Annotated in this window: 24 protein-coding genes; 12 read left to right on the top strand and 12 right to left on the bottom strand. The window is 67.9% G+C overall.

Annotation, left to right across the window (positions count from 1 at the left end; genetic code table 11):
• Positions 1-67 precede the first annotated feature (67 nt).
• Genes ACWFRF_RS03330 through ACWFRF_RS03315 form a run of 4 tightly spaced genes read left to right on the top strand, consistent with a single transcriptional unit; the run spans position 68 to position 3,617 of the window.
• Complete coding sequence (locus ACWFRF_RS03330; protein WP_452448733.1) at positions 68-1,042, top strand: MlaD family protein; 975 nt, start codon at positions 68-70, stop codon at positions 1,040-1,042.
• Complete coding sequence (locus tag ACWFRF_RS03325) at positions 1,039-2,073, top strand: MlaD family protein (RefSeq protein WP_452448732.1); 1,035 nt, start codon at positions 1,039-1,041, stop codon at positions 2,071-2,073. The genes ACWFRF_RS03330 and ACWFRF_RS03325 overlap by 4 nt, the downstream gene beginning before the upstream one ends.
• Positions 2,074-2,087: 14 nt before the next feature.
• Positions 2,088-3,026 (top strand): MlaD family protein, encoded by a 939-nt coding sequence (locus ACWFRF_RS03320; RefSeq protein ID WP_452448731.1) that lies wholly within the window; start codon positions 2,088-2,090, stop codon positions 3,024-3,026.
• An 18-nt stretch (positions 3,027-3,044) separates the two neighbouring features.
• Complete coding sequence (locus ACWFRF_RS03315; RefSeq protein WP_379312172.1) at positions 3,045-3,617, top strand: hypothetical protein; 573 nt, start codon at positions 3,045-3,047, stop codon at positions 3,615-3,617.
• Here ACWFRF_RS03315 and ACWFRF_RS03310 read toward each other — a convergent pair whose 3' ends face one another.
• Positions 3,618-3,764, bottom strand: coding sequence for a DUF1059 domain-containing protein (locus ACWFRF_RS03310; RefSeq protein ID WP_378630312.1), 147 nt, complete (start codon positions 3,762-3,764; stop codon positions 3,618-3,620).
• A gap of 88 nt (positions 3,765-3,852) precedes the next feature.
• Here ACWFRF_RS03310 and ACWFRF_RS03305 point away from each other — a divergent pair, with 88 nt between their 5' ends.
• Positions 3,853-4,509, top strand: coding sequence for a class I SAM-dependent methyltransferase (locus ACWFRF_RS03305; RefSeq protein ID WP_452448730.1), 657 nt, complete (start codon positions 3,853-3,855; stop codon positions 4,507-4,509).
• A gap of 6 nt (positions 4,510-4,515) precedes the next feature.
• On the opposite strand, the gene ACWFRF_RS03300 is transcribed toward ACWFRF_RS03305, so the two are convergent.
• The 6 genes from ACWFRF_RS03300 to ACWFRF_RS03275 all read right to left on the bottom strand — a co-directional run bounded on the left by ACWFRF_RS03300 (position 4,516) and on the right by ACWFRF_RS03275 (position 10,876).
• Entirely contained in the window at positions 4,516-5,538 is a 1,023-nt protein-coding gene (locus tag ACWFRF_RS03300) for a prenyltransferase (protein WP_452448729.1), read from the bottom strand.
• Positions 5,528-6,259: a class I SAM-dependent methyltransferase gene (locus ACWFRF_RS03295; RefSeq protein WP_387446582.1), complete on the bottom strand. Its 732-nt coding sequence runs from the start codon at positions 6,257-6,259 to the stop codon at positions 5,528-5,530. Before ACWFRF_RS03295 ends, ACWFRF_RS03300 begins: the two co-directional genes overlap by 11 nt.
• A 37-nt stretch (positions 6,260-6,296) precedes the next feature.
• Entirely contained in the window at positions 6,297-7,541 is a 1,245-nt protein-coding gene (locus ACWFRF_RS03290) for a glycosyltransferase family 4 protein (RefSeq protein WP_379312169.1), read from the bottom strand.
• Positions 7,541-8,800 carry a cytochrome P450 gene (locus ACWFRF_RS03285; RefSeq protein WP_452448728.1) on the bottom strand — a complete coding sequence of 420 codons (1,260 nt, stop codon included), beginning with the start codon at positions 8,798-8,800 and terminating at the stop codon, positions 7,541-7,543. Before ACWFRF_RS03285 ends, ACWFRF_RS03290 begins: the two co-directional genes overlap by 1 nt.
• An 18-nt stretch (positions 8,801-8,818) precedes the next feature.
• A complete protein-coding gene (locus tag ACWFRF_RS03280) occupies positions 8,819-10,171 on the bottom strand; it encodes a cytochrome P450 (RefSeq protein WP_378630323.1) in 1,353 nt (450 codons plus the stop codon).
• Positions 10,172-10,282: 111 nt separating this feature from the next.
• Positions 10,283-10,876, bottom strand: a complete 594-nt coding sequence (locus ACWFRF_RS03275; RefSeq protein ID WP_452448727.1) for a TetR/AcrR family transcriptional regulator — start codon at positions 10,874-10,876, stop codon at positions 10,283-10,285.
• A gap of 119 nt (positions 10,877-10,995) precedes the next feature.
• Between ACWFRF_RS03275 and ACWFRF_RS03270 the strand changes: the two genes are divergently transcribed.
• Genes ACWFRF_RS03270 through ACWFRF_RS03250 form a run of 5 tightly spaced genes read left to right on the top strand, consistent with a single transcriptional unit; the run spans position 10,996 to position 15,041 of the window.
• Positions 10,996-12,465, top strand: a complete 1,470-nt coding sequence (locus tag ACWFRF_RS03270; RefSeq protein WP_378992733.1) for an aldehyde dehydrogenase — start codon at positions 10,996-10,998, stop codon at positions 12,463-12,465.
• Between the two features lie 37 nt (positions 12,466-12,502).
• The gene (locus ACWFRF_RS03265) at positions 12,503-13,252 is read left to right on the top strand and encodes an SDR family oxidoreductase (RefSeq protein WP_378630328.1); all 750 of its coding nucleotides are present in this window, start codon (positions 12,503-12,505) and stop codon (positions 13,250-13,252) included.
• Positions 13,249-14,136 (top strand): NAD(P)-dependent oxidoreductase, encoded by an 888-nt coding sequence (locus ACWFRF_RS03260; RefSeq protein ID WP_387446586.1) that lies wholly within the window; start codon positions 13,249-13,251, stop codon positions 14,134-14,136. Before ACWFRF_RS03265 ends, ACWFRF_RS03260 begins: the two co-directional genes overlap by 4 nt.
• Positions 14,133-14,513, top strand: a complete 381-nt coding sequence (locus tag ACWFRF_RS03255) for a carboxymuconolactone decarboxylase family protein (protein WP_378992738.1) — start codon at positions 14,133-14,135, stop codon at positions 14,511-14,513. Before ACWFRF_RS03260 ends, ACWFRF_RS03255 begins: the two co-directional genes overlap by 4 nt.
• A 51-nt stretch (positions 14,514-14,564) precedes the next feature.
• On the top strand, positions 14,565-15,041 hold the full coding sequence (locus ACWFRF_RS03250; RefSeq protein WP_387447009.1) for a nitroreductase family deazaflavin-dependent oxidoreductase: 477 nt from the start codon (positions 14,565-14,567) through the stop codon (positions 15,039-15,041).
• 4 nt (positions 15,042-15,045) lie between these two features.
• Here ACWFRF_RS03250 and ACWFRF_RS03245 read toward each other — a convergent pair whose 3' ends face one another.
• On the bottom strand, positions 15,046-15,882 hold the full coding sequence (locus ACWFRF_RS03245; RefSeq protein ID WP_452448726.1) for an SDR family oxidoreductase: 837 nt from the start codon (positions 15,880-15,882) through the stop codon (positions 15,046-15,048).
• Positions 15,883-15,987: 105 nt separating this feature from the next.
• Here ACWFRF_RS03245 and ACWFRF_RS03240 point away from each other — a divergent pair, with 105 nt between their 5' ends.
• A complete protein-coding gene (locus ACWFRF_RS03240) occupies positions 15,988-16,572 on the top strand; it encodes a TetR/AcrR family transcriptional regulator (protein WP_452448725.1) in 585 nt (194 codons plus the stop codon).
• A 3-nt stretch (positions 16,573-16,575) separates the two neighbouring features.
• Here ACWFRF_RS03240 and ACWFRF_RS03235 read toward each other — a convergent pair whose 3' ends face one another.
• Positions 16,576-17,373 (bottom strand): MBL fold metallo-hydrolase, encoded by a 798-nt coding sequence (locus tag ACWFRF_RS03235; protein WP_452448724.1) that lies wholly within the window; start codon positions 17,371-17,373, stop codon positions 16,576-16,578.
• Between the two features lie 9 nt (positions 17,374-17,382).
• Positions 17,383-17,853: a grhN gene (locus ACWFRF_RS03230; protein ID WP_452448723.1), complete on the bottom strand. Its 471-nt coding sequence runs from the start codon at positions 17,851-17,853 to the stop codon at positions 17,383-17,385.
• A gap of 86 nt (positions 17,854-17,939) precedes the next feature.
• On the opposite strand from ACWFRF_RS03230, the gene ACWFRF_RS03225 reads away from it, so the two are divergent.
• On the top strand, positions 17,940-19,073 hold the full coding sequence (locus tag ACWFRF_RS03225) for a LuxR C-terminal-related transcriptional regulator (protein WP_452448722.1): 1,134 nt from the start codon (positions 17,940-17,942) through the stop codon (positions 19,071-19,073).
• A gap of 1 nt (position 19,074) precedes the next feature.
• Here ACWFRF_RS03225 and ACWFRF_RS03220 read toward each other — a convergent pair whose 3' ends face one another.
• Both ACWFRF_RS03220 and ACWFRF_RS03215 read right to left on the bottom strand, forming a co-directional pair.
• On the bottom strand, positions 19,075-19,650 hold the full coding sequence (locus ACWFRF_RS03220) for a TetR/AcrR family transcriptional regulator (protein ID WP_387446591.1): 576 nt from the start codon (positions 19,648-19,650) through the stop codon (positions 19,075-19,077).
• Between the two features lie 2 nt (positions 19,651-19,652).
• Positions 19,653-22,184, bottom strand: a complete 2,532-nt coding sequence (locus tag ACWFRF_RS03215; RefSeq protein ID WP_452448721.1) for a molybdopterin-dependent oxidoreductase — start codon at positions 22,182-22,184, stop codon at positions 19,653-19,655.
• Positions 22,185-22,341 lie beyond the last annotated feature (157 nt).

Here is a 22,341-nt window from a genome sequence, read left to right as displayed (position 1 = left end):
CCTCGCCGGTGCACTGGGTCTGCGACTGAGTACACCGAACCCGCCGATGCGGGCCTACTGCGCCGCAATGCCCGACAGCATCGGACTTTACGAAGGCAGCGCCGTCACGGTGCTGGGGGTGCAGGTCGGGCGGGTCACCGGCATCAGCGTCGACGGGGCCTCGGCGCGCGTCGAATTCACCGTCCGCGCCGATCGGAAGCTGCCGATCGAGGTCGGGGCGGTGACGGTCAGCGACACCTTGATCGCCGACCGCCGACTGGCCCTCATCGGCAACGAACCTGTCGGGCCGGGCTGGAATTCGAGCGCGTGCATCACCAAAACCCTGACGCCCAAGAGCCTCACGCAGACCTTCGACGCCCTCGCCGGTCTGGCCGACCAGCTCAACGGCGCGGGCGATCCGGCGCAGCGGACCGCCCTCGGCGCCGGGATCACGGCCCTGGAACGCGCAACGGCGGGGACGGGCGAGCAGATCAACGACGTCATCGTGGCGCTGAGCCGGGCACTGGCCGCACCCGATGCGGCGATCGGTCACCTCGGGCAGTTGCTCGACGCGCTCACCGAGCTCGCCCACCGCGCACGCGGTGGCTGGTCGCAGGTGGAGACGACGGTGACCGGGTTGCCGCAGACTTTCAACGACATCGTCACCATCGCCTTTCCGCCGGTCATCGCGATCGTCGCCACTCTCGCCGATCTGCTGCCCCAGCTCAACGATGTGATCATGATGTTCGGCTCGCCCGGACTGCGCGCACTGGACGCGGTGCCCGACCTGTCGCGGATGATCGCGGCGGGGGTCGGCTCGCTGGCCGACGTGATCGCGATGGCGCCTGCCGTCGCCGGTGGCTTCGCCGGTGCTGTCGACCCGGCCACCGGCGCGCTGACCATCGGCTACGCGCCGCCGAAACTCGCACTCGCCCAGCAGGACTCGGACCGGATCTGCGCGGCCGTGCAGGTCGTCACCGGGCAGCCGTGCCTGCCTTCGGACGGCGGTGCGATGACGATTCCCGCGATGCCCGTCCTACTGGGAGCGGTGAGCGCCCGATGAAACGTGTCGCCCTGTTCGTCCTCGCGGTGCTGTTCGCCGCCACCGGTTGCGGATTCCAGCCCGCCGATCTGCCCGTGCCGGGAGCCGATGTCGGCGGACCCACCTATCCGCTGCGGATCGAGTTCGCCGACGTTCTCAATCTCCCGCAGGGCGCCAAGGTGATCGCGGCGGGTGTCCGCGTCGGCGGGCTCACCGGCGTCACCCTGGTCGACCCCGTCCCCGGCACGGCGGAGCGGGCCGCCGTGCCCGGGTATGCCGTCGTCGATGTCGAGATCCAGCGGTCGGTCCGGCTCCCGGTGGGCACCACCGCCGAACTGCGCCAGGAGACGCCGCTGGGCGACGTCCACATCGCCCTGAGCGAGCCCGCCGACCCGACCGCGGGCGAGTTGACAGCGGGCGCGACCATCCCGCTCGAAGACACCACCCAGTCGCCGCCGATCGAGGACATCCTGGCCGGATTGTCCACCTTCATCGGCAGCGGTGCGGTGACCGACTTCCAGGACATCGTGCGCACGACGAACGGGGTATTCCCCGACGACCCGCGCGAAACAGCGCGAATCGCAGACACTCTCGGAGCCGACATCACCGACCTCGGCGACCACCTGAACTCGGTCGACGCCCTGCTCGACGGCCTGGAAGCCACCGTCGACGACGGGATGCGGCACAACCTGCCGATTCTCGACGAGCTACTCACCCCCTACGGCGTCCAGCACACCACCGATGCGGTGAACACCCAGATCAGCGTCATCTTCGTGCTGACCGCCCTCGGCCCGGTCGCGCCGAGCGTCCAGTGGCTCGGCCCGCTGCTGTCCTCCCTGGACGACACCACCCGCGCCGTGGTGCCCATGCTGCTCGGCAGCCGCCCCCTCGACACCGACGCGCCCTCGAACATGAAGGCGCTCATCGACCTGATCAACACCGACCTGGTCCCGTTCGCACAGCACGGACCCGAGATCGACCTGTCGATCACGCCCGGCGACCACACCGCCCGGATCGTCGACTCCCTGCGAATGATCGGTCTGGTGCGATGAACCTTCGTGCGACAGTGTCACTTTCGGCGATCATGGCGGTGCTGGTCTTCGGGGTCGGGTACATGTCGCTCGGTGTGCTCCGGCTCGATCCGCGCATCAGCTTCCGCACCGCGGATCTGCGGCTGGCGCACTCGGGCGGGCTGGCGCCGAACTCGCCGGTCCTGCTCTCCGGTGTCCAGGTCGGGCGCACCGAGTCGGTGCGCAAACAGGACGGGGGTGTGCTCGTCCGGTTGCGGATCGACAGTCGCTACCGCATCCCGGTGTCCAGCGATGTCCGCATCGAGCAGCTGTCGGCGCTGGGCGAGCCCTACATCGCCTTCGCACCGGAGTCAGGGGCGGGCCCGTATCTCGAGGACGGCCAGGTCGTCGCGGCGGACCGCGTCCACCTGCCGACGACCATCACCGCGCTCTCGGCCCGGCTGGTCGAGCTGCTCGACCAGCTCCGACCCGAGACGATCGCGAACCTGGTCGACACCTTCGATCGCGCGCTCGCCGGTACCGACGCCGCGATGGGGACGCTGCAGCGGTCATCGACGCTGCTCGCGGCGACGTTGCTCAGCCGCACCGAGGCGATCCGGCAGCTGTTCGCCGATATCCAAGCCCTCGGTGGTGACATGGCGTGGCTCGGGCCGTCGCTCGCCACGGCGGGCCCGCTGTTCGGCGAGTTCGGTGTCACGCTGAACGCGATCGTCGAGTCCGGTGCGGAGCTGGTGGAAAGCCGCCCGGTCGAGGACTACTTCACCGGCGACGGCCTTGTCCCCTTCCTCGACAACCTCACCGTCCTGATCACCGAGATCGGCCCGAGTATCGCCCCGCTGGGACAGCTTCTCGGGCCGGTGGTCACCGACGCGGTCCATCGGACGCCGGCCATCGACATCAGCACCCTGATCGACCAAGCACTGCAGAACGTGGACGCCGACGGCACCGTGCATTTCCGCCTCGGCGTCAAATAGCCGGACAAAGGACTGACCATGAGTACAGCGACCGAAGTAGAAGCCACCGCCGCCGACGAACAGACACCGCGCACCGTCTCCGTCCGGCTCTCGACCGTCCTGGTCAGCGGCACGATCGGGGTGCTCGTCGCCGCGGTCGTCACGTTCGCGGCGCTGTATTTCTCGGCGCGGGCGACGATCGCCGAGCGCGACGCGCGCGCGGCCGACGCCGAGCGCGTGGAGCAGATCGCGACCGGCTACGGCGTCGGCGCGTCCACGATCGACTACCGCGACGTGCCTGCCTGGTTCGCCCGGCTCAAGACCGGCACCACCGGGTCTCTGGCCGCCAAATTCGACGCCACCGCACCGCAGTTGGAGCAGATCCTGCTCCCGCTGCAGTGGACGTCGAAGGCGAACCCGCTCTCGGCGAAGGTGATCTCGGAAGCCGGCGGCATCTACAAGGTCAATGCCTACCTCGACGTGGTCTCCACCAGCGCCCAGACGCCAGAGGGAACGCGGACCACCGTCACCTATTCGCTCACCGTCGACCGGAATTCCGACTGGCAGATCACCGAGGTGGGTGGCCTGCAGAACGCCCTGCCGACGAAATGATCAGTAGGCGATGAAGAGGATCTCGTCCGGGGTGTAGTCGTGGCCGGGGTGGTTCGCGGCCAGGTGCTCTTGGGTCTGCTTGATCAGATCGGCCTCGTCGGTGCCGCGAATGCTGACGCCACAGGGGCAGTTGAGACGAGTCTTCATCGATGTTCTCCTTGGGTTCCGGCTATCCGAGCATCTTTCCGGACAGTAGTCCGGATTGTATTCCAGGTCATGTGTTAGCGTCACCCGCATGGGAGCTGTAGACGAGATCTCCGCCGGTACCAGCGACCTGTTCGCCCTCGCCGAACAGACCGTCGGATTCATGCCGCCGGAGGAGGGACAGGCGCTCTACACGGCCGCCCGCGCGTACGCGGGTGACGGAATCATCATGGAGATCGGCACCTACTGCGGCAAGTCGACCGTCTATCTCGGTGCCGCGGCCCGCGAAACCGGTGCCACCGTGTGCACCGTCGACCACCACCGTGGCTCCGAGGAGCATCAGCCGGGCTGGGAGTACCACGACACCAGCATGATCGACCCGGAGACCGGCGTCTTCGACACCGTGACCCCGTTCCGGCGCACCATGATTCGCGCGGGTCTCACCGACACGGTGACCGCGATCATCGGCTCGTCGAGTGCCGCCGCCCGCATCTGGCGGGCCCCGCTGCGCATGCTGTTCATCGACGGCGGCCACACCGAGGAGGCCGCCCAGCGTGACTACGACAACTGGGTGCACTGGGTGGCCGGTGGCGGGCTGCTCGCCATTCACGACGTCTTCCCCGATCCCGCCGACGGTGGTCGCGCGCCGTACAACATCTATCGACGCGCGATCGACAGCGGCAAGTTCCGCGAACTCTCGGTCACCGGTTCGCTGCGCATCCTGCAGCGAACCGCCGCGTGTAACTGAGCCGGATCACCGGGGGCGTGCGTCGCGGAAGATGCCGTTGCCCGCGGTGGTGCGGCTGAGGGCGTCGGCGGCGAGTACGACCGCCGCCGCGGTCCACGTGGTGCGCTCCTCGGGCCAGCGCTTGCCGTCGGTGAAAACGAGTCCGGTCCAATAGGATCCGTCCGATTCGCGCAGATGCTGCATCGCGGTGAACAGTGTGCTCGCGGCGGCGGTGTCGCCGATGGCATCGAGGGCGAGCACCAGTTCGCAGGTCTCGGCGCCGGTGACCCACGGTGCGTCGGACACGCAGCGAATGCCGAGATCGGCGACCACGAATTCGTTCCAGTGCCGCGCTATCCGGTCCGCGGCCGCCGCGCCGCGCACCGCGCCGCCGAGGATCGGGTAGTACCAGTCCATGGAGTAACGGCTCTTGTCCAGGAACGCTTCCGGATGATGGCGCAGGGCGTTGCCGAGCCGGCTGCGAGCCGCCGCCCAATCCGGTCGCGGGTCGCCCACCCGCTCGGCGAGGGTCACCGCACAGCCGAGGCTGTGGAAGATGCTGGAGCAGCCGGTCAGCAGAGCTTCTCCCGATGATCCGGATTCGCCGGCCGACCAATGGATCTCGCCGTGCTCGCCGCGTTGCAGCCCGAGGACGAAGTCGATGCCTGCGCGGACCGTCGGCCACATCTCCGCGGCGAACCCGGTATCGCCGGTGATCGTGAGGGCGTGCAGAACACCGGTCGCCAGGTAGGCGCAGAAGTTGGTGTCGGCGTCGTGGTTCTCGATCACGCCCGCGCGTACCTGCGTGGGCCACGACCCATCGGAGCGCTGCGATTTCGCCGACCAGATGTAGGCCTCACGGGCCACGTCCCACAACCCGCCCACGGTGAGCGCCATCGCGGACTCGATGTGATCCCACGGATCGGTGTGGCCGCCGCTGAACCAGGGGATCGCACCGTCGGGTTCCTGTGCGGCGGCGATGGATTCGGCGGTCTGCCGGATCTCACGCGCGGAGACGACCCCGGGAACGGCCGGTAGCTCAACGGGCATCGCCGCGCACCGCCGGTTTCGTGAAGTAGAGCGCGACCGACTTGCCGACCAGCGGATTCAGCACACGTTCGGCGGTGCGCGTGAGCGCGGGCGCCGACATCATGTCCCACACCAGCATGCGGTGATAGGCGCTCACCAGCGGGTGCTTGTCATTGCGCACGCCGACAGCGCATTTCAGCCACCAGAAGGGTGCGTGCAGCGCGTGCGCGAAGTCCTGGTGGTGGTAGCGCAGACCGCGCGCGGTGATCTTGTCGCGCAGCTCGTCGGCGCGATAGATGCGGACGTGACCGCCCTCGTTGGCGTGGTACTCGTCCGAGAGGGCCCAGCAGATGCGTTCGGGCAGCCAGCGCGGCACCGTGACCGCCAGCGCGCCCCCGGGTTTGACCACCCGCGCCAGTTCGGCGATCGCCTGTGTGTCCTGCGGGACGTGCTCGAGGATCTCCGAGGCGATGACCACGTCGAATTCGTCGTTGCCGTAGGGCAGGTCGAGCGCGTCGCCGCGCACGGTCTCGGCCTTGGCGTACTCCGGCGCCTCGCCCGCCGCGGCCATGGCCTCGAACATGATGTCGACATCGGCCAGGTCGGCGGCGTTCTGGTCGAACGCGACGACGTCGGCTCCGCGGCGGTAGGCCTCGAAGGAATGTCTGCCCGCGCCGCAGCCGATGTCGATCACCCGTGATCCGGGGCCGATGCCCAAGCGGTCGAAATCGACGGTCAACATGAGGCCTCCAGGTGCTGCGCGGGGTCGGGCGGTGCCGTCATCGGGCGGTGCCCGGCGGGGTAGGGGAGTGGCGGGTGATCGCCTGGTCATAGATCGCGAGTGTTTGCGCGGCAACGGCCGACCAGCTGAACAGTTCGAGAACGCGGACACGACCCGCCGCGCCGAGGCGCTCGCGCCGGTCGGGATCGTCGAGCAGTTCGCCGAGCACCCGGGTCAGTGCGTCCACATCGCCTGGCTCGACCAGCTCGGCGCACTCGCCGACGACCTCGGGCAGCGCGCCTGCCCGGCTGGCGACCAGCGGTGTCGCGCTGGCCATCGCCTCGACGGCGGGCAGCGAAAACCCCTCGTACATCGACGGAATGCAGGCGATCTCGGCAGAGGCGAGCAACTCGGCGAGCTGCTCGTCGCTCATTCCGCTGACCGGGGTGACGATATCGGCGATACCGAGTTCGGCGATCAGCTTCTCGGTGGGGCCGTTCGGTTCCAGCTTCGCGACCAGCCGGAGCTCGACATCGCAGGTATGGCGCAGCCGGGCCACGGCTCTCAGCAGGTGTGCGATGCCCTTGAGCGGCTTGTCGGCACTCGCGACCGCGACGATGCGCCCGCGCACCCGCGGTGTCTCGCGCGGCCGGAACAGGTCGGTGTCCACGCCGAGGGGGACGGTATGCAACTGTCCGGGCCGCACGCCGAAGTCCTGCGCGATATCGGCGGCCGAAGACGAGGACACCGTGATGAGGTCCGGAATCTGCTGTGCCACTTGCTGTTGCATGCCGAGGAAGCCGTACCATCGCCGCACGAACAGCTTGCGCCGCCACGGGGTCGCGGCCAGATCGACTGCGCGGTCGCGAGTGATCGGATGGTGGACGGTCGCCACCAGCGGCAACCGCTCGGCGATGGTGAGCAGACCGTAGCCCAGGCACTGATTGTCGTGCACCACATCGAATTCCGTGGCGCGCGCGGCCAGCAGCTTGGCCACCCGCAAGCTGAACGTGCGCGGTTCGGGGAACCCGGCCGTCCACATGGTGGCGAGCTCGAGCAGGTCGACACGGTCCCGGATCTCGCGGGGATGCGGTGTGCGAAAAGGGTCTTCGTCGCGGTACAGGTCCAGGCTCGGCACCTCGGTGAGCCGCACCCGCGGGTCGAGATCCTCGGGATAGGGCTGGCCGGAGAACACCTCGACCTGGTGACCGAGATCGACGAGCCCCTGACTCAGGTACCGGACATAGACACCCTGCCCGCCGCAATGCGCCTTGCTCCGATATGACAGCAGCGCGATCCGCATCAGTGCACCGTTCCCGACTCGTAGCTGACCTGCCAGTGTTTGATGCCGTTGATCCAACCCGATCGCAGCCGCTGTGGCTCCGAAATCTGGGACAGATCGGGCATCACGTCGGCGATGGCATTGAAGATCAGCTCGATCTCGAGCCGGGCCAGGTTCGCGCCGACACAGAAGTGCGCGCCGGTGCCGCCGAACCCCAGATGCGGATTGGGGTCTCGCGAGATGTCGAAGCGGAACGGGCTCTCGAAGGCATCTTCGTCGAAATTGGCCGAGCTGTAGAACAATCCGACGCGCTGACCGGCGCGGATGAGTTGCCCGCCGAGCTCGGTGTCGGCGGTCGCGGTGCGCTGGAACACCGTCACCGGCGTCGCCCAGCGCACGATCTCGTCGGGCGCGGTCCGTGGCCGCTGCCGCTTGTAGAGCTCCCACTGATCCGGATTGTCGATGAACGCCTTCATCCCGTGGGTGATGGCGTTGCGGGTGGTCTCGTTGCCCGCGACCGCGAGCAGGATCACGAAGAACCCGAACTCGTCGGAGCCCAGCGCCTCCCCGTCGAGATCGGCGTGCACGAGCCTGCTGACGATGTCGTCGGCGGGATCGGTGCGGCGCTGCTCGGCCATGTTCCAGGCGTAGCCGAGGATCTCCATCGCCGCGGTGGACGAGGCGTCGGTGGTCGTGGCGTCGCCGTACTCCGGGTCGTCGTAGTTGAGCATCTGATTCGACCAGTCGAACAGCTTGCGGCGGTCCTGCTGGGGGACGCCGACGAGTTCGGCGATGGCTTGCAGCGGAAGCTCACACGCCACCTGTTCGACGAAATCACCACCACCGGCCGCGCGCGCCGCGGCCACGATCGCGCCCGCTCGTTCGGTCAACGCCGCGCGCAACCCCTCGACCGCGCGCGGCGTGAACCCTTTGGCGATGATGCGCCGGATCTTGGTGTGTTTGGGCGGATCCATGTTCAGCAGCAGGGCGCCGGTGAGTTCGATCTGCTCGGGTGTCACCTCGCCGGGCAACCGGATCACCGAGCCCTTTCGCTCGGAGGAGAACAGCTCCGGATTGCGCGAAACCTCCTTGATGTCCTCGTGTTTGGTGATCACCCAGTAGCCGCCGTCGCGGAAGCCGCCCGATTGCTCGTCGGTCTGGGCGTTCCACCACACCGGTGCGGTCCGGCGGAGCTCGGCGAATTCCTGGACGGGGTTGCGGGATTCCCACAGGGCCGGATCGGTGAAATCGAATCCGGTGGGGATGGATGTCGCGGACACAGTGACCTCCGCTCGCGCTCAGCGCTGCCTGCGGCGGTAGCGGACGCGGCAGGGCTGCTGCAACTGCACCACCATCTTCGAATGGTCGTTGCGGTAGGTGTCCGACGGCTGTGCGAGCTCGAACTCCCAGTCCCGCAGCAGAATCGAGAAGATCGCCTTGAGCTGCATGAGCGCGAACGGCGCGCCGACACAGCGGTGCCTGCCCGCGCCGAACGGAATCCAGGTCCAGCGGTTGAGGATGTCGTCCTGGCGTGGGTCGAGATAGCGTGCGGGATCGAAGGCGTCCGGGTCGGGGAAGTCCTCCGGAATCCGGTTGGAGACCGCGGGGGTGGCGGCCACCATGTCGCCGGGCTCTATGCGGTGCCCGCACACCTCGAACTCACCGCGCGCCAGGCGCATGAGGATGATCAGCGGCGGATGCAGTCGCAGTGTCTCCTTGAGCGCGGCTTCCAGATTCGGAATCTGGCGCAGCGCATGGTGACTCACGTCGGCGCCGTCGGCGTAGAGCTCGTCGAGTTCGGTGACCACCCCGGCCAGTGTCTCGGGGTGGCGCAGCAGTTCGATGATCGTCCAGGCCGCGGTGCCCGAGGTGGTGTGGTGGCCGGCGAACATCATCGAGATGAAGATGCCGGTGATCTCGCTGGCCGAGAACCGCAGCGCCCCGTTCTCGTCCTTCACCGAGATGAGGACATCGAGCATGTCGCGATCGTCTTTGCTGGTGGGCGGATTCGCCTCGCGTTGATCCATGATCGCCTGCACCAGCTCGACCAGCGCCGCGCGCGCCGCGTCACGCCGGACGAAACTCTCGATCGGCGCGTACGGGTCCACGTAGGCCAGGGCGTCGGTGCCCTGCTCGAGCTCGTGATAGAGATGCGCGAAACGTCCGTCGAGCTGATTGCGGAACTTCACCCCGATCAGACACGCCGAAGAGGTGTAGATGGTCAGCTCGGCGAAGAACTCGAGCAGATCGATCTCGCCCTCGTCGTCCCACTGCGCGACCATCTGATCCACTTCACGGGCGATGGTGCCCGCGTGCCCGCGCATGTGATCCGCGCGCAGCGCCTGGTTGTGCAGCATCTCCTTGCGGCGCTCGGGGGGTGCGTCGAACACCACGCCCTCACCGAAGATCGGCTTCATGAAGGGGTAGGCCGCGCCCTGGTCGAGATCGTCGTCGCCGGCCCGGAAGAAGAATTCGTTGGCCTCGGCGCCGGACAACAGGACGACATCACGTCCGGCGAGCTCGAAGGATCCGACATCGCCGCACTCGGCGCGAACGCGTCGCATCAGGGCGATCGGATCGGTACGGAACTCGGCCAGGTGCCCGTGTTCGTCCTCGCCTCCGGACACGCGCTGCGGTTTGACCAGCGTCATTGGAAAGTCCTTCCCGGAATACTGTCCAGACACTAAATGGACATGTGTCTGGACAGTACTACGGTTTCCGGATGCGCGACAAGGTTCGCACCGAATCCGGCGGACGGTGTGTCAGCTGTCGGTGGCGGGCGTGGCCAGCAATCGTCGCGCGCAGATCTCGAGCAGATCGGCGACTTGCGCGTAGGACAGCAGGCCCATCCCGCCCTGGAGAAGCGCCCCGGAGTACAGCAATTCGAGCGCGGCCAGGCTCTCTGGATCCTTGGTGCCGAGGGCGTCGCCGAGCCGGTGGCGGATCTCGCGCCCGATGCGCACGCGGAGGTGCCGCACGTCGGGATCATCGCCGAGCATGGCGCTGCTGACCGCCCCGGCCAGTGCGGGTTCATCGGCCACCAGCATCGAGACCTGGCGAAGAACGGCGACCACGCGCGCGGTCTGGTCGGCCTCGCCGGTCTCCAGCGGTGGCATGGCGACCAATCGCCGCCAGAACACCTCGGAGATCAAGTGTTCCTTGGAGGAGAAATACGTGTAGGCGGTGGCGGTGCCGACGCCCGCCGACGCGGCGACGAGCCGGATCGTCGTCCCCGAATAGCCCTCGCGCGACAGCACATCGACGGCGGCGACGGTCAGGCGGTCCACCGTATCGGCCTGCTTTTCGGTCAAGCGTCGTCGAGTTGCTTCGATGCCGGTAGGCGCGATTTCGGACATGTGTCTGGATGGTACTACAGCCTGGTGTACGGACCAATGAACGAGCCATGGCCTTGCGTCTGATCGATAAACCGAACTATATTCCGTACACCTGTCCAGACACGTATCGGAGCCTCGCTATGAACGGCCTCGTCCCCGCCGAAGGCACACCACTGTTGATCGGCGGCAAGTTGATCCCGGGTGGCTCCGGTGTCTTCGCGACCATCAATCCCGCCACCGAGGAGGTGCTCGGCTACGCCGCCGACGCCTCCGGCGCCGACATGGAGGCGGCCATCGCCGCGGCGCGCACCGCCTTCGACGAGACGCAGTGGTCACGCGACCCGAAGTTCCGCGCGCACTGCCTGCGCCAGCTGCGCGACGTACTGGGCGAGCACCTCGAGGAACTGCGGGCGATCACGATCGCCGAGGTCGGCACACCGGTCATGCTCACCAGCGGGCCGCAGCTGGAAGGGCCGATCGCGGACCTGTCCTACGCCGCCGACCTGGCCGAGAACTACACGTGGGAAACCGATCTCGGCACCAGGGACCTGATGGGTATCGCCAGTCGCCGGGTGATCCGGCGCGAGGCCGTCGGTGTCGTCGGCGCCATCACGCCGTGGAACTTCCCGCACCAGATCAACCTGGCCAAGATCGGGCCCGCGCTGGCCGCGGGCAACACCGTGGTGCTCAAGCCCGCTCCGGACACACCCTGGTGCGCGGCGGTGCTGGGCCCGCTCATCGCCGAGCACACCGACATCCCGGCCGGGGTGATCAATATCGTCACCTCCTCCGATCACGGCCTCGGCGCACAGCTGGTCCTCGATCCGCGGGTCGACATGATCACCTTCACCGGCTCGACCCAGACCGGTCGCTCGGTGATGGTGGGCGCGTCGGCGACGCTCAAGCGCACCTTCCTCGAACTGGGCGGCAAATCCGCTGCGATCGTGCTCGACGACGCCGACATCGCTGCCGCCGCGAGCTACACCGCGTTCACCGTCGCCGTCCACGCGGGCCAGGGGTGCGCCCTCACCACGCGGCTGCTGGTGCCGCGCGAGTCCTACGACGCCGCGGTCACCGCCGCGGCGGGTGCGCTCCGCGGCCTGGCTGCCGGTGACCCGACCAACCCGGGAACCGTCTGCGGGCCCGTGATTTCCGAGCGTCAGCGAGCCCGGGTGGAGCGCTATCTCGAGATCGCCCGCACCGAAGGCGGACGGATCGAGGTCGGCGGCGGCAGGCCCGCGGACAAGGAACGCGGGTACTTCATCGAACCGACGCTGATCAGCGGACTCGACAACACCGCGACCGTCGCGCAGGAGGAGATCTTCGGGCCCGTGCTCGTCGTGATTCCACACGACGGCGACGACGACGCGATCCGGCTGGCCAACGAATCGCCCTACGGCCTGTCGGGTTCGGTGTGGGGCACCGACCCCGACCGGCTCGACCGGGTCGTCTCGGGGGTGCGCACCGGGACTCTGAGCGTCAACGGCGGCCTCTGGTACCACGCGGACGCGCCGTTCGGCGGTTACAAGCAGTCCGGCATCGGCCGGGAGATGGGCGTCGCCGGTTTCGAGGAATACCTCGAAACCAAGCTGATCGCCACCCCCGCCTGACCTCACCGACCCCATTCACACTCAGGAGCTGAACACCATGGCACGTTTCACCGGTCGCACCGCGATCGTCACCGGCGCCGCGCAGGGCATCGGCGCGGTCTACGCGAGCGCACTGGCCGCCGAAGGCGCCAATGTCGTTGTCGCCGACCTCAATGCCGAGCGCGGCGAGGAGGTGGCCAAGCAGATCGTCGCCGACGGCGGGGTCGCGGCCTTCCGTCGCGTCGATGTCGCCGATCCCGAATCCGCTGTCGCACTGGCGGAGTTCACCGTCGCCGAGTTCGGCGCGATCAACCACCTGGTCAACAACGCGGCCATCTACGGCGAGATGAAGCTCGATCTGCTGCTCACCGTGCCGTGGGACTACTACAAGAAGTTCATGGGCGTGAACTTCGACGGCGCGCTCAATGTGACGCGCGCGGTCTGGCAGCCGATGATCGCGGCGGGTGGCGGCTCGATCGTCAACCAATCATCCACCGCCGCATGGCTGTACTCGGGGTTCTACGGGTTGGCCAAGGTCGGTATCAACGGCCTCACCCAGCAACTCGCCACCGAGCTGGGTGGTTCGCGGATCAGGGTGAACGCCATCGCGCCCGGTCCGATCGATACCGAGGCCACCCAGACCGTGACGCCGGGAAACATGGTCAAGGACATGGTCAAGCGCATCCCGATCAAGCGGATGGGCACCCCGCAGGACCTGGTCGGTGCCTGCCTGTATCTGCTGTCGGACGAGGCGAGCTGGGTGACCGGCCAGATCCTCAACGTCGACGGCGGGCAGATCATCCGATGACGACCGAATCCGTCAGCGCCCCGGTCGGATTCATCGGACTGGGCAATATGGGCGCGCCGATCGCGCGGCGGCTGCTGGACTGGCCGGGCGGGCTCACGGTCTGCGATGTCAGGCCGGAGGTCATCGAGCCGTTCGTCGACGCGGGTGCGCGTGCGGTCGCCGAGCCGGCGCAGGTCGCGACGCACGCGCGGATCATCTGCGTGACGGTCATCGACGATGCGCAGGTGACCGAGGTGCTCACCGGCCCATCGGGAATTCTGCGTACCGCGGCACCGGGCACGGTGGTTGCCGTGCACTCCACCATCAGCGACCGGACGGCGCAGGAGCTGGCCGCCCGGTGCGCCGAGCACGAGGTCGAATTCGTCGACGCGCCCGTCAGCGGTGGCGCACCCGGCGCGACCCGGGGGAGCCTGGCCGTGATGGTCGGCGGTAGCGCCGCCGCGGTGGACCGGATCCGGCCGCCGTTCGGGTGCTTCGCCGACCTCGTCGTGCACGCCGGTCCGGTCGGCGCGGGAACACGAATGAAGCTGGCGCGCAATCTCCTTCACTTCATCTCGTTCACCGCGGCCACCGAGGCGCAGCGCCTGGCCGAGGCCGCCGGGCTCAGTCTCACCGCACTCGGCAAGGTGGTCCGCCACTCCGACGCGGTGACCGGTGGGCCGGGTGCGATCATGCTGCGCGACACCACCGCGCCGATCGACCCCGACGACTTCTGGTTCCCCATCCTGGGCCATGTGCGCGATCTCGGCGAGAAGGACCTCTCGCTCGCGCTCGACCTCGGCGACCGGCTCGCGGTCGACCTGCCGCTGGCGCAACTGGCCCTCGCCCGTCTCGCCGAGGGACTCGGCGTCGCCGAACCCGCGCTCGACAAGGAGATCTCATGACCGCCCACGGAGAAACCCCCGCCGACGTCCGCAAGCGCGGCCTGGCCAAGATGGCCGAGGTCTACGGCTGGGAATTCGAGGACGGCCCCGGCGAGCACTTCGCCGTCACCGCCGACCACCTGTTCGCCGACATCTGGTCGCGGCCGGCCCTGACCGTGCGCGAGCGACGGCTGCTGCTGCTCGGGGCACTCACCGCGCAGGGCAATGTCGATGTCGCCGAGATCCAGATCGGCGCCGCTCTGCGCAACGGGGAGCTGTCCGAGGAACAGTTGCGGGAGATCGCCCTGTTCCTGTGCCACTATGTCGGCTGGCCCGCGGGGACGAAGCTCGACGGCACCGTCGGCAAGGTGATCGCGCAGGAGCGTCGCAAGAAATGATCGACCCCGTTATCGCCGATCCGCGATCGCTGTAGCGTGCGGACGATGGTTATGCCGAAGAATCAGCCGAAAGGGCTGAACTCGCCGATGACGACCCGGATCATCCGATACGGGTCGCGCGCACAGGCGTGGGTCTATCGCCGCACCAACGGCCGCGTCGGCGGTACCTGGCGCATCGGTGCCGGGTTCCGCAGCCCGGTGCCGACGCTGCTGCTCGAACATCGAGGTCGCAAGTCCGGCAAGATCTTCGCCGCGCCGCTGCTCTATCTCGTCGACGGCGATGACCTGGTCATCGTCGGCTCCCAGGGCGGCCTCGCGAATCATCCGCAGTGGTATCGGAACCTGCTCGCGGATCCGAACGCCCATGTCCGGATCCGCAGCGAGCACTATCCGGTGCTGGCCCGCGTGGCCGACGCCGGCGAGCGTCAGCGCCTGTGGCCGTTGCTGACCGGTCTCTACGCCGATTTCGATGCCTACCAGTCCTGGACCGACCGCGAGATTCCGGTCGTGATCCTGTCGCGCACCTGAGCCCTCAGTCGGCCGCGAGCCGGTCGTCGTAGGCACGACGGGCATCGCGGTCGACATCGATGAAGGTGCGGTGCACGCCCAGCCGCCGAGCCATGAACTCACCGAACGGGCGCGGGGTCAGCTTGTTGACGGCGGCGAGAACACCTGCCGTGCGGGTGACCGAGACACGTCGGCGTGGCCGGGCGATCAGGGCGGCGACCGCGGCGGCGACGTCGGTGGGTTCGGCGAGCAACGCACGCGGAGCGCGAGTTCCGGCGATCATCTCGGTGCGGGTGAACGTCGGCAGCACCGCGGAGAACCGCACGCCGGTGCCGCGGTGTTCCAGGCGCATGGTTTCGGTGAAGCTGAGCACCGCCTGCTTGCTCGCGCAGTAGGTGGCCATTCCCGGCGTCGGGTTCTCACCCGCCATCGAGGCCATGTTCACGATGTGGCCGCGGCCGCGGGTGAGCATCGGGGGCAGCGCGAGCTTGGTCCCGAGCAGGACCCCGTAGACATTGATGCCGAGAATCCGGCGGGTGATCTCGTCGGACTCCTCGGTGAACCGGCCGACCGGCATGACGCCCGCGTTGTTGATCAGCACATCGACAGGGCCGCAGGTCTTTTCGACCTCGGCGAGGAAGCTCGCGAACGACGCGGGTTCGGTGACGTCGAGGTACCGCGCCATGGTCGCGCCTATCTCGGCCCCGGTACTCGCGACCGTGCTCGCATCGATATCGCCGAGGGCGACCACCGCCCCGGCCCCGGCCAGTTCGCTCGCCACCGCACGTCCGATGCCGCGCGCACCGCCGGTGACAACGACTACTTTGCCTGCGATGGACGGCGTGTTCGATGCATCAGACATGTGTCCAGATTGTATTCTGGACAGGGTTACGAATCAACCCCGGCCCCCGCGCCGCCATGGTCTGGTTCACCGACGCCGCGGGACTGGCGAGTAACATCCGGACGCATGTCTGAAAGCGATTCCATCAGCCTCGAAGCGACCCGGCGTCGATTGACCGGGAAGCAGGCCGACACCGTCGAACGGCTGACCAGGGCCGCGCTGGTGGTGCTGACACGCGATGGCTTCTCCGGCATGACGATCCGGCTGGTCGCCGCGGAGGCGGGCGTCGCCACCGCGACCGCGTACACCTACTTCTCCTCCAAGGAGCACCTGGTCGCCGAGATCTTCTGGCGGCGCCTGCTGGCCTCGCACTCGCCCGCGAGCGAGGACCCCGACCCGACGGTGCGAGTGCTGGCCGAGCTGCGCAACATCGCACTGCTGGTGGCCGAGGAACAAGAGTTGTCCGGTGCGGTCACCGGCGCGCTGCTGGGCTCGGACCCGGATGTCGAACACCTGCGCACCCGCATCGGCATCGAGATCCGCGGCAGACTCGCGCGCGCACTCGGCCCCGACGCCGACAACGAGGTCATCGAATGGCTCGAGATCATCTACGCGGGCGCGCTGGTGCGGGCGGGCATGGGCTACGAGTCGTACACCGAAATCGCCGACCGCATCGAACGAGCCGCACTGAGGATCCTGCGCACCGCCTGACAGTCAGGGTTCGAAGCTCACCAGCATCTGTTCCAGCGCGGCCTGATCGGGACCGACGAACGGCGCGGCCTGCGGCGCCTCGGCAAGCATGTCCCAGTACTGCGACGTGCGTCCCCCCGCGGGCGGAAGATGTGTACTGAGGATCCGTCGCGGGTCGAAGGCGCGCATCGCTGACACGGTGGCGAGGTATTTGCCCTCGTCCACGACGTGCACCCACGGGCTGTCCACCGCCGCCCAGAGATGCTGTGCCGCGCGAATCGCGGCCGACGGCGTGTAACCCACATCGTCGGCAGTCGCGAGTTCGGCGCTGGGCAGCGGAGCGCCGAAACAGTCAGAGGTGAAGCATGATTCGCTGCGTTCATCGTAGAACCCGACAGTGCTCGGATTGTCGAACAACGGTGGGCGAAACGCGGTGAGGCGTCGGTCGCCGACATCGAGGGACTGCCCCGGGTTCAGCAGGTACACACGATCCATCGGGACCGGTCGAGCGCACGACATGATGCCCAGGCCGGCGAATGTCGTGATCAGCCGGGCGTTCGGGGCGGCATCGAGCAGGTCGAACAGCGATCCGGTGTGGTCGCGATCGGGATGGGTGAGCCAGATCCATTCCACGTCGGCTGGATCCACGATCGAACTCAGTGCCGCCATGAACCCGCGGTCGGGAAGGCTGAGACCGGTGTCGACGACGACAGGTTCCGCCGCGTGCAGAACGTAGGCGTTGACCGGGATATGGCCGATGCCGGGGACCTCCAGTTCATCGGCGAGAACAGTGATGTCGTGCTGGATTCGATTGATACGCATGATGTTTCCTCAATCCTCGACATCGACCCGGATGATCGAGCGCGCGATGACGGCGAGGTCGTCGGCGGTCGGGTCGTAGCCGCGCGTGACCTTCAGCCCGAGTTCGAAGGGGCTGGCGCCGTCGTCCATGGCCGCTCGCATCGCGGCGCCGACTCGGGCAGGCGCGGCATCGAGGAGCACGGCGTGACCGTGGCGGATCTGCCCGCGATGGGTGATGGTGACGGGCGCGCCGCCGACCAGATTGTGGCGCCATGGTCGCTCGGTGAAGATCAGCGTCTCGTCGTCGACATGGTGCAGGCAGACCGGGATCCGCAGCGTGCGGCCGGTGCGGCGGCCGGTGAATTCGACCATTCCCTGCCGGCGAATGCGACTGCCGAGCAATCGCGTCGCCAAGATTCGCCGCACGACAGGATTGATCAGGCGCATCAATTGCGGTGGTGGCGGACTGAGGCGCACAGGTGTGGTTCCGGTATTCGTCATACACCGAGGCTAGGAATATCCCGGTCGCCGCGACATTCCACAAATCTGGTATTTCCCCTGGTCCGGCCGCGGCCTACCGTTGATCTGTGAGCACGGATGCGAGGCAACGCGCCGCCGACAAGATCGGGCGGTTGTGCCGAGAGCCGCACGATCTGGTGTCGCTGTGGCAGGAGACGACGGAGGTGCTGGCCACCGCCGTCCCGCACTACTGGACGCCGTGCTGGTACACCCTCGATCCCGCGTCGCTGCTGATGACCAGTCATTTCCATCTCGGCCTCGCCGAGTTTCCGCCGCAGTGGCTGGCCGCGGAATACGGCGAGGAACGCCACGGCATCGTCGATGTGGTCAGGTCGGCGACCGGACTGTCGACCTTGCACGAAACCGTCGGCGGCGACCCGTCGAAAAGTGAACGGTGGCAACGCAATATGACGATGGGTGGGGACCAGGAATTGATCGCGCGACTGCGCACCCGATCCGGCGAGGTGTGGGGAGCGCTCGCGCTCTATCGCGAGCCCGGCGCCGCGATGTTCGACGCCACCGAGAAGGAGTTCGTGGCCACCGTAGCGCCGACCCTGGCCGACGGCGTGCGCCGGGCGCTGCTGATCGGGCAGGCAGGCGAACCCGAATACGCGGACTCGCCAGGTCTGCTGGTGCTCAACTCGGCGTGGGAGGTCGAATCGGCCAGTGCCGGGGTGCGGCGCTGGCTGTCGGACCTCCCCGACGGCGACTGGGACCGGGAGAAACTGCCCAGTGCGGTGATCACACTCGCCGCCCGCGCGTTCCGCAACGCGGCGGACGACCGACCCGACGAGGTACTCGTGTCCCGAGCGCTGACCAGGTCGGGAACCTGGGTGGTGTTGCACGGCGCCCGCCTGACCTCGTCAGCACAGACCAGGGTCGCGGTGATCATCGAACCGGCCCACCCCAGCCGCATCTACCCGCTGCTGATGTCGGCCTATGGGCTCACCGAGCGTGAACGCGACGTCACCCGGCTGGTGCTCCAGGGTGCCTCGACCTCGCAGATCGCCCACGACATGACCGTGTCCGCCCACACCGTGCAGCAGCATCTGAAGAGCATTTTCGACAAGACCGGCGTCCACAGCCGGCGAGACCTGGTCGCCAAGGTGTTCTTCACCCACTACGAACCCCGCTTCCGGGACAACGAGCAGCGCGTCACCGTCACGAAACCGATCCGGGGTGGGCCCTGGCCGACGTACTGACCTAGGTGCCGACGGCGGTGGCGAGCAGGACGCGCAATTCTTCGACGACCTCGTCGAGCGCGGTAGTCGACCGGTGGACACGGCACAGGATCACCGCGCCTTCGACGCTCGCGATCGCCATCGTGGCCAAGCGTTCGGCGCGTGCCGGTGCGACGCCTTCCGCGGCGATCGCGACGGCCAGGGTGTCGTGCCAACGCTGCAGGATGGCGGCGACCTCGGGTTGCAGGTGGCGGTCCTCGGGTGCCCCGCCTACCGCCACCGACACCACCGGACAGCCCGCCTCGAAATCGGACGTCAGCAGGATCGCCGTCCAGAACTCGGCGATCCCGGCCAGCACCCCCGCGGCGCCCCGCTCGGCGGCCGCCTCGATGAGAGCGCTGATCGTATCGCCTGCGAGAGTGAGCGATTCGGTCATGATCTGGGCGCGCCCGCCGGGGAAGTGGTGATACACCGAGCCCCGCGGAGCGCTACTGCGGGCGAGTACCGCGTCGACGGTCACGCCCGCCGCGCCGCGTTCGCGCAGCAGTTCGATCGCGCTGCCCAGCATCTTCTGCCGAGTGTTGGTACGAGCTCCCACCGTCAGGCCTCCTTCACCGGCGCCGTCAGCACCTCGATACGGGCGGGAACGTTCTTGTGCCAGGGGCTGCCGAAGAACTTGTCGCGTCGCGACGTCGAGGTCAGCGTATTGAGCGCGACACCGACGACTGCGTCCGCGCCCGGATAGGCGACACCCATGCCGTTGGGGAGTGAAATGTGTCCTGCCTGCATCATCTCGCTGATCTCGATCGACGTGGTCGCCGAACCGGATTCGGTGACCACACGCACCCTATCGCCGGTGCTCAGCGCGAGCCGCTCGGCATCGGCCACCGCGATCCGCAGAGCGCCCTCACGGTCGCGGCGGCGCCAATCCGGGTTGCGGATGATCACGTTCGCCGTGAACGCGCGCCGCTCACCGGCGGACAGGGTGAACGGGTACTCCTCGCTGGTGTAGTCGGGGTCGACCGCGCAGACCGCGCGAAGTTCGTCGAGCAGTTCCGGGATGGCGGCGTGGATCTTGCCGTCGGCGTGCTGGATGTAGCGCCACGCGTCCTCGTAGCGGTCATCGGAGAACATCACCCCTTCCGGGTGCGCGCGCACAGCCTCGAACAACTCCTCGGCCTGCCCGAACCCGGATCCGGTGAACCCCGCCCTGGCCACGGCGTCGGGCTGGGAGATCACGCACAGCAGCGCGAATCCCCATGCCAGCGCCAGCGCGGCTTCCCCCTCCGGAAGGCTCGCGCCCAAGGTCCGGTACAGCAGATACGGTGTCAGCCCGGCCAGTTCGGGGCGCGCCTTCAGTGTGGAGAACAGTGCGAGCGCGAACGCCTCCCGGCTCACCCGCGCCGCCGCGGCCAGCTCCGCCAGCAGCCGGGGCTCGACCACACCGAGACGGTCGATCACCGCACCGTAGATCTCGGGTTCGGGACGGGTGCCCGGCAACGGCGCCATCAACGGCGCGCGCACCTGAAAGCTGTTGTGCGGGAAGTGCAGCGTGAACAGCGACGCCTCGTACTTCTCGAACTGGCTCGCCGCGGGCAGCACATAGTCGGCCTGGCGAGCGGTCTCGGTCATCGCCACATCGACGACCACCGACAGCTCCAGCGACCGCATCGCCGCCACGAATCGCGCCGAATCCGCCAGCGAGTGCGCGGGATTCGACGAATCGATCCACATAGCCCGCAACCGGTCGGGGTGGTCGGCGAGGATCTCGTCGGCGATGGAGTTGCACGGGATCAGGCCGTTGAGAATCCGGGCCCCGGAAACCGGTGTGCGCGTGGGGCTGTCGGCCATGCTCAGCTTGTCCGCGATCGTGCGGGCGATCGGCACCGCCACAGCGTCGAAGAACACGTCGAGCGTGGTACTCGCCGTCAGCCCGGCCACATTCCGCGAGATCGCGCCACGCCCAGCGGTAGCGGCGATCAACCGGCGCGCGGGCGTGGCACCGTAGCGCATCGCCACGGTCGCGACACCGCGCCGCACGCGCTGTGCCCTACCCGCCCCGGCCGCCCTCGGGATGGCGTGCCAGCGGCCGGCGAGCGGGAACATCCATGAATGAATATGGACCCCGCCGGGTTTGGCGAAGTTGCCGGTCAGGATCCACAGCATCTTGTTCAGGTAGGCGACCAGGGTGCTGTTGGGGGACTGCTGCACGCCGAGGTCCTCATAGGTGGCGACGCTCTTCGCGGCGGCGATCCGGCGCGCGACGGTGCGGATCAGCGTCTCGTCGAGACCGCAGCGGTGCGCGTTCGCGCTGATGTCGACCGCCCGCAACGCTCGCAACACTGGTTCGGCACCGGTCGTGTGTTCGGCCAACCACCCCTCGTTGTGCAGGTTCTCCTGCACCAGCGTCGCCGCGATCGCCGACACGCACCAGGCGTCGGTGCCCGGCTTGACCTGCAGGTGATAGTCGGCCAGCGCCGCGGTCTCGCTGACGCGCGGGTCGATGACGATCATCATCCGGTTCGGATCCCGCGCGATCTCGCGCAGTACCGGCCGCGCCTGCGCGATGCCGTGGGACTGCCAGGGGTTCTTGCCGACGAAGATCGCGACCTCGGTGTGCTCGAAATCGCCGGTGGTGTGATTGCCGTAGAGCTGGGAATCGACCCAGGATTCGCCGGTCTTCTCCTGCGCCAACGCATTCGACATATACCGGCCACCGACTGCGTGATACAGCGCCCGGCCGTAGGCGCCACCGAGGTGATTGCCCTGCCCGCCCCCGCCGTAGAAGAAGATCGACTCGCCCCCGTGCGCGTCACGAACCCCGGCGAGCTTGGCGGCGATCTCGTCGAGCGCGGTATCCCAGTCGATCGGCTCGTACGTGCCGTCGGCGGTGCGCCGCAGTGGAGTGTCGATGCGGTGCGCGCCCGCCTGGTACTTGTCGAGGCGCAGCGGCTTCTCACACGTGTAGCCCGCTGACCCCGGATGTTGTTTGTCGCCACGAATCTTCACCAGGTTGCGGCCATCTGTCTGGATCTCGAGGCCACAGTTGCATTCACAGAGAATGCAGGCCGTCTTGCGCCACTGCGCGGTCTCGGCGGTGTTGTCATCGGATTCCGGGCTGGTCAGACGCATGCTATGCAGTATTGCATAGAACAGGTCATCGGCGCGGGCTGCTGGCGATCAATACGGTCGATGACCTGGTCTTTCGCGTCGACCGACACGAATCGGTGGTCGTTACGCCGAACAGTCCGGTGGTAGAGATTTTGTGACGAGCGCCGCAAGTTTGCTA

This window comes from Nocardia sp. NPDC055165, assembly GCF_053606985.1.
The sequence above is the reverse complement of the archived record's forward strand: the minus strand, read 5'-3'. Positions and strand labels throughout refer to the sequence as shown.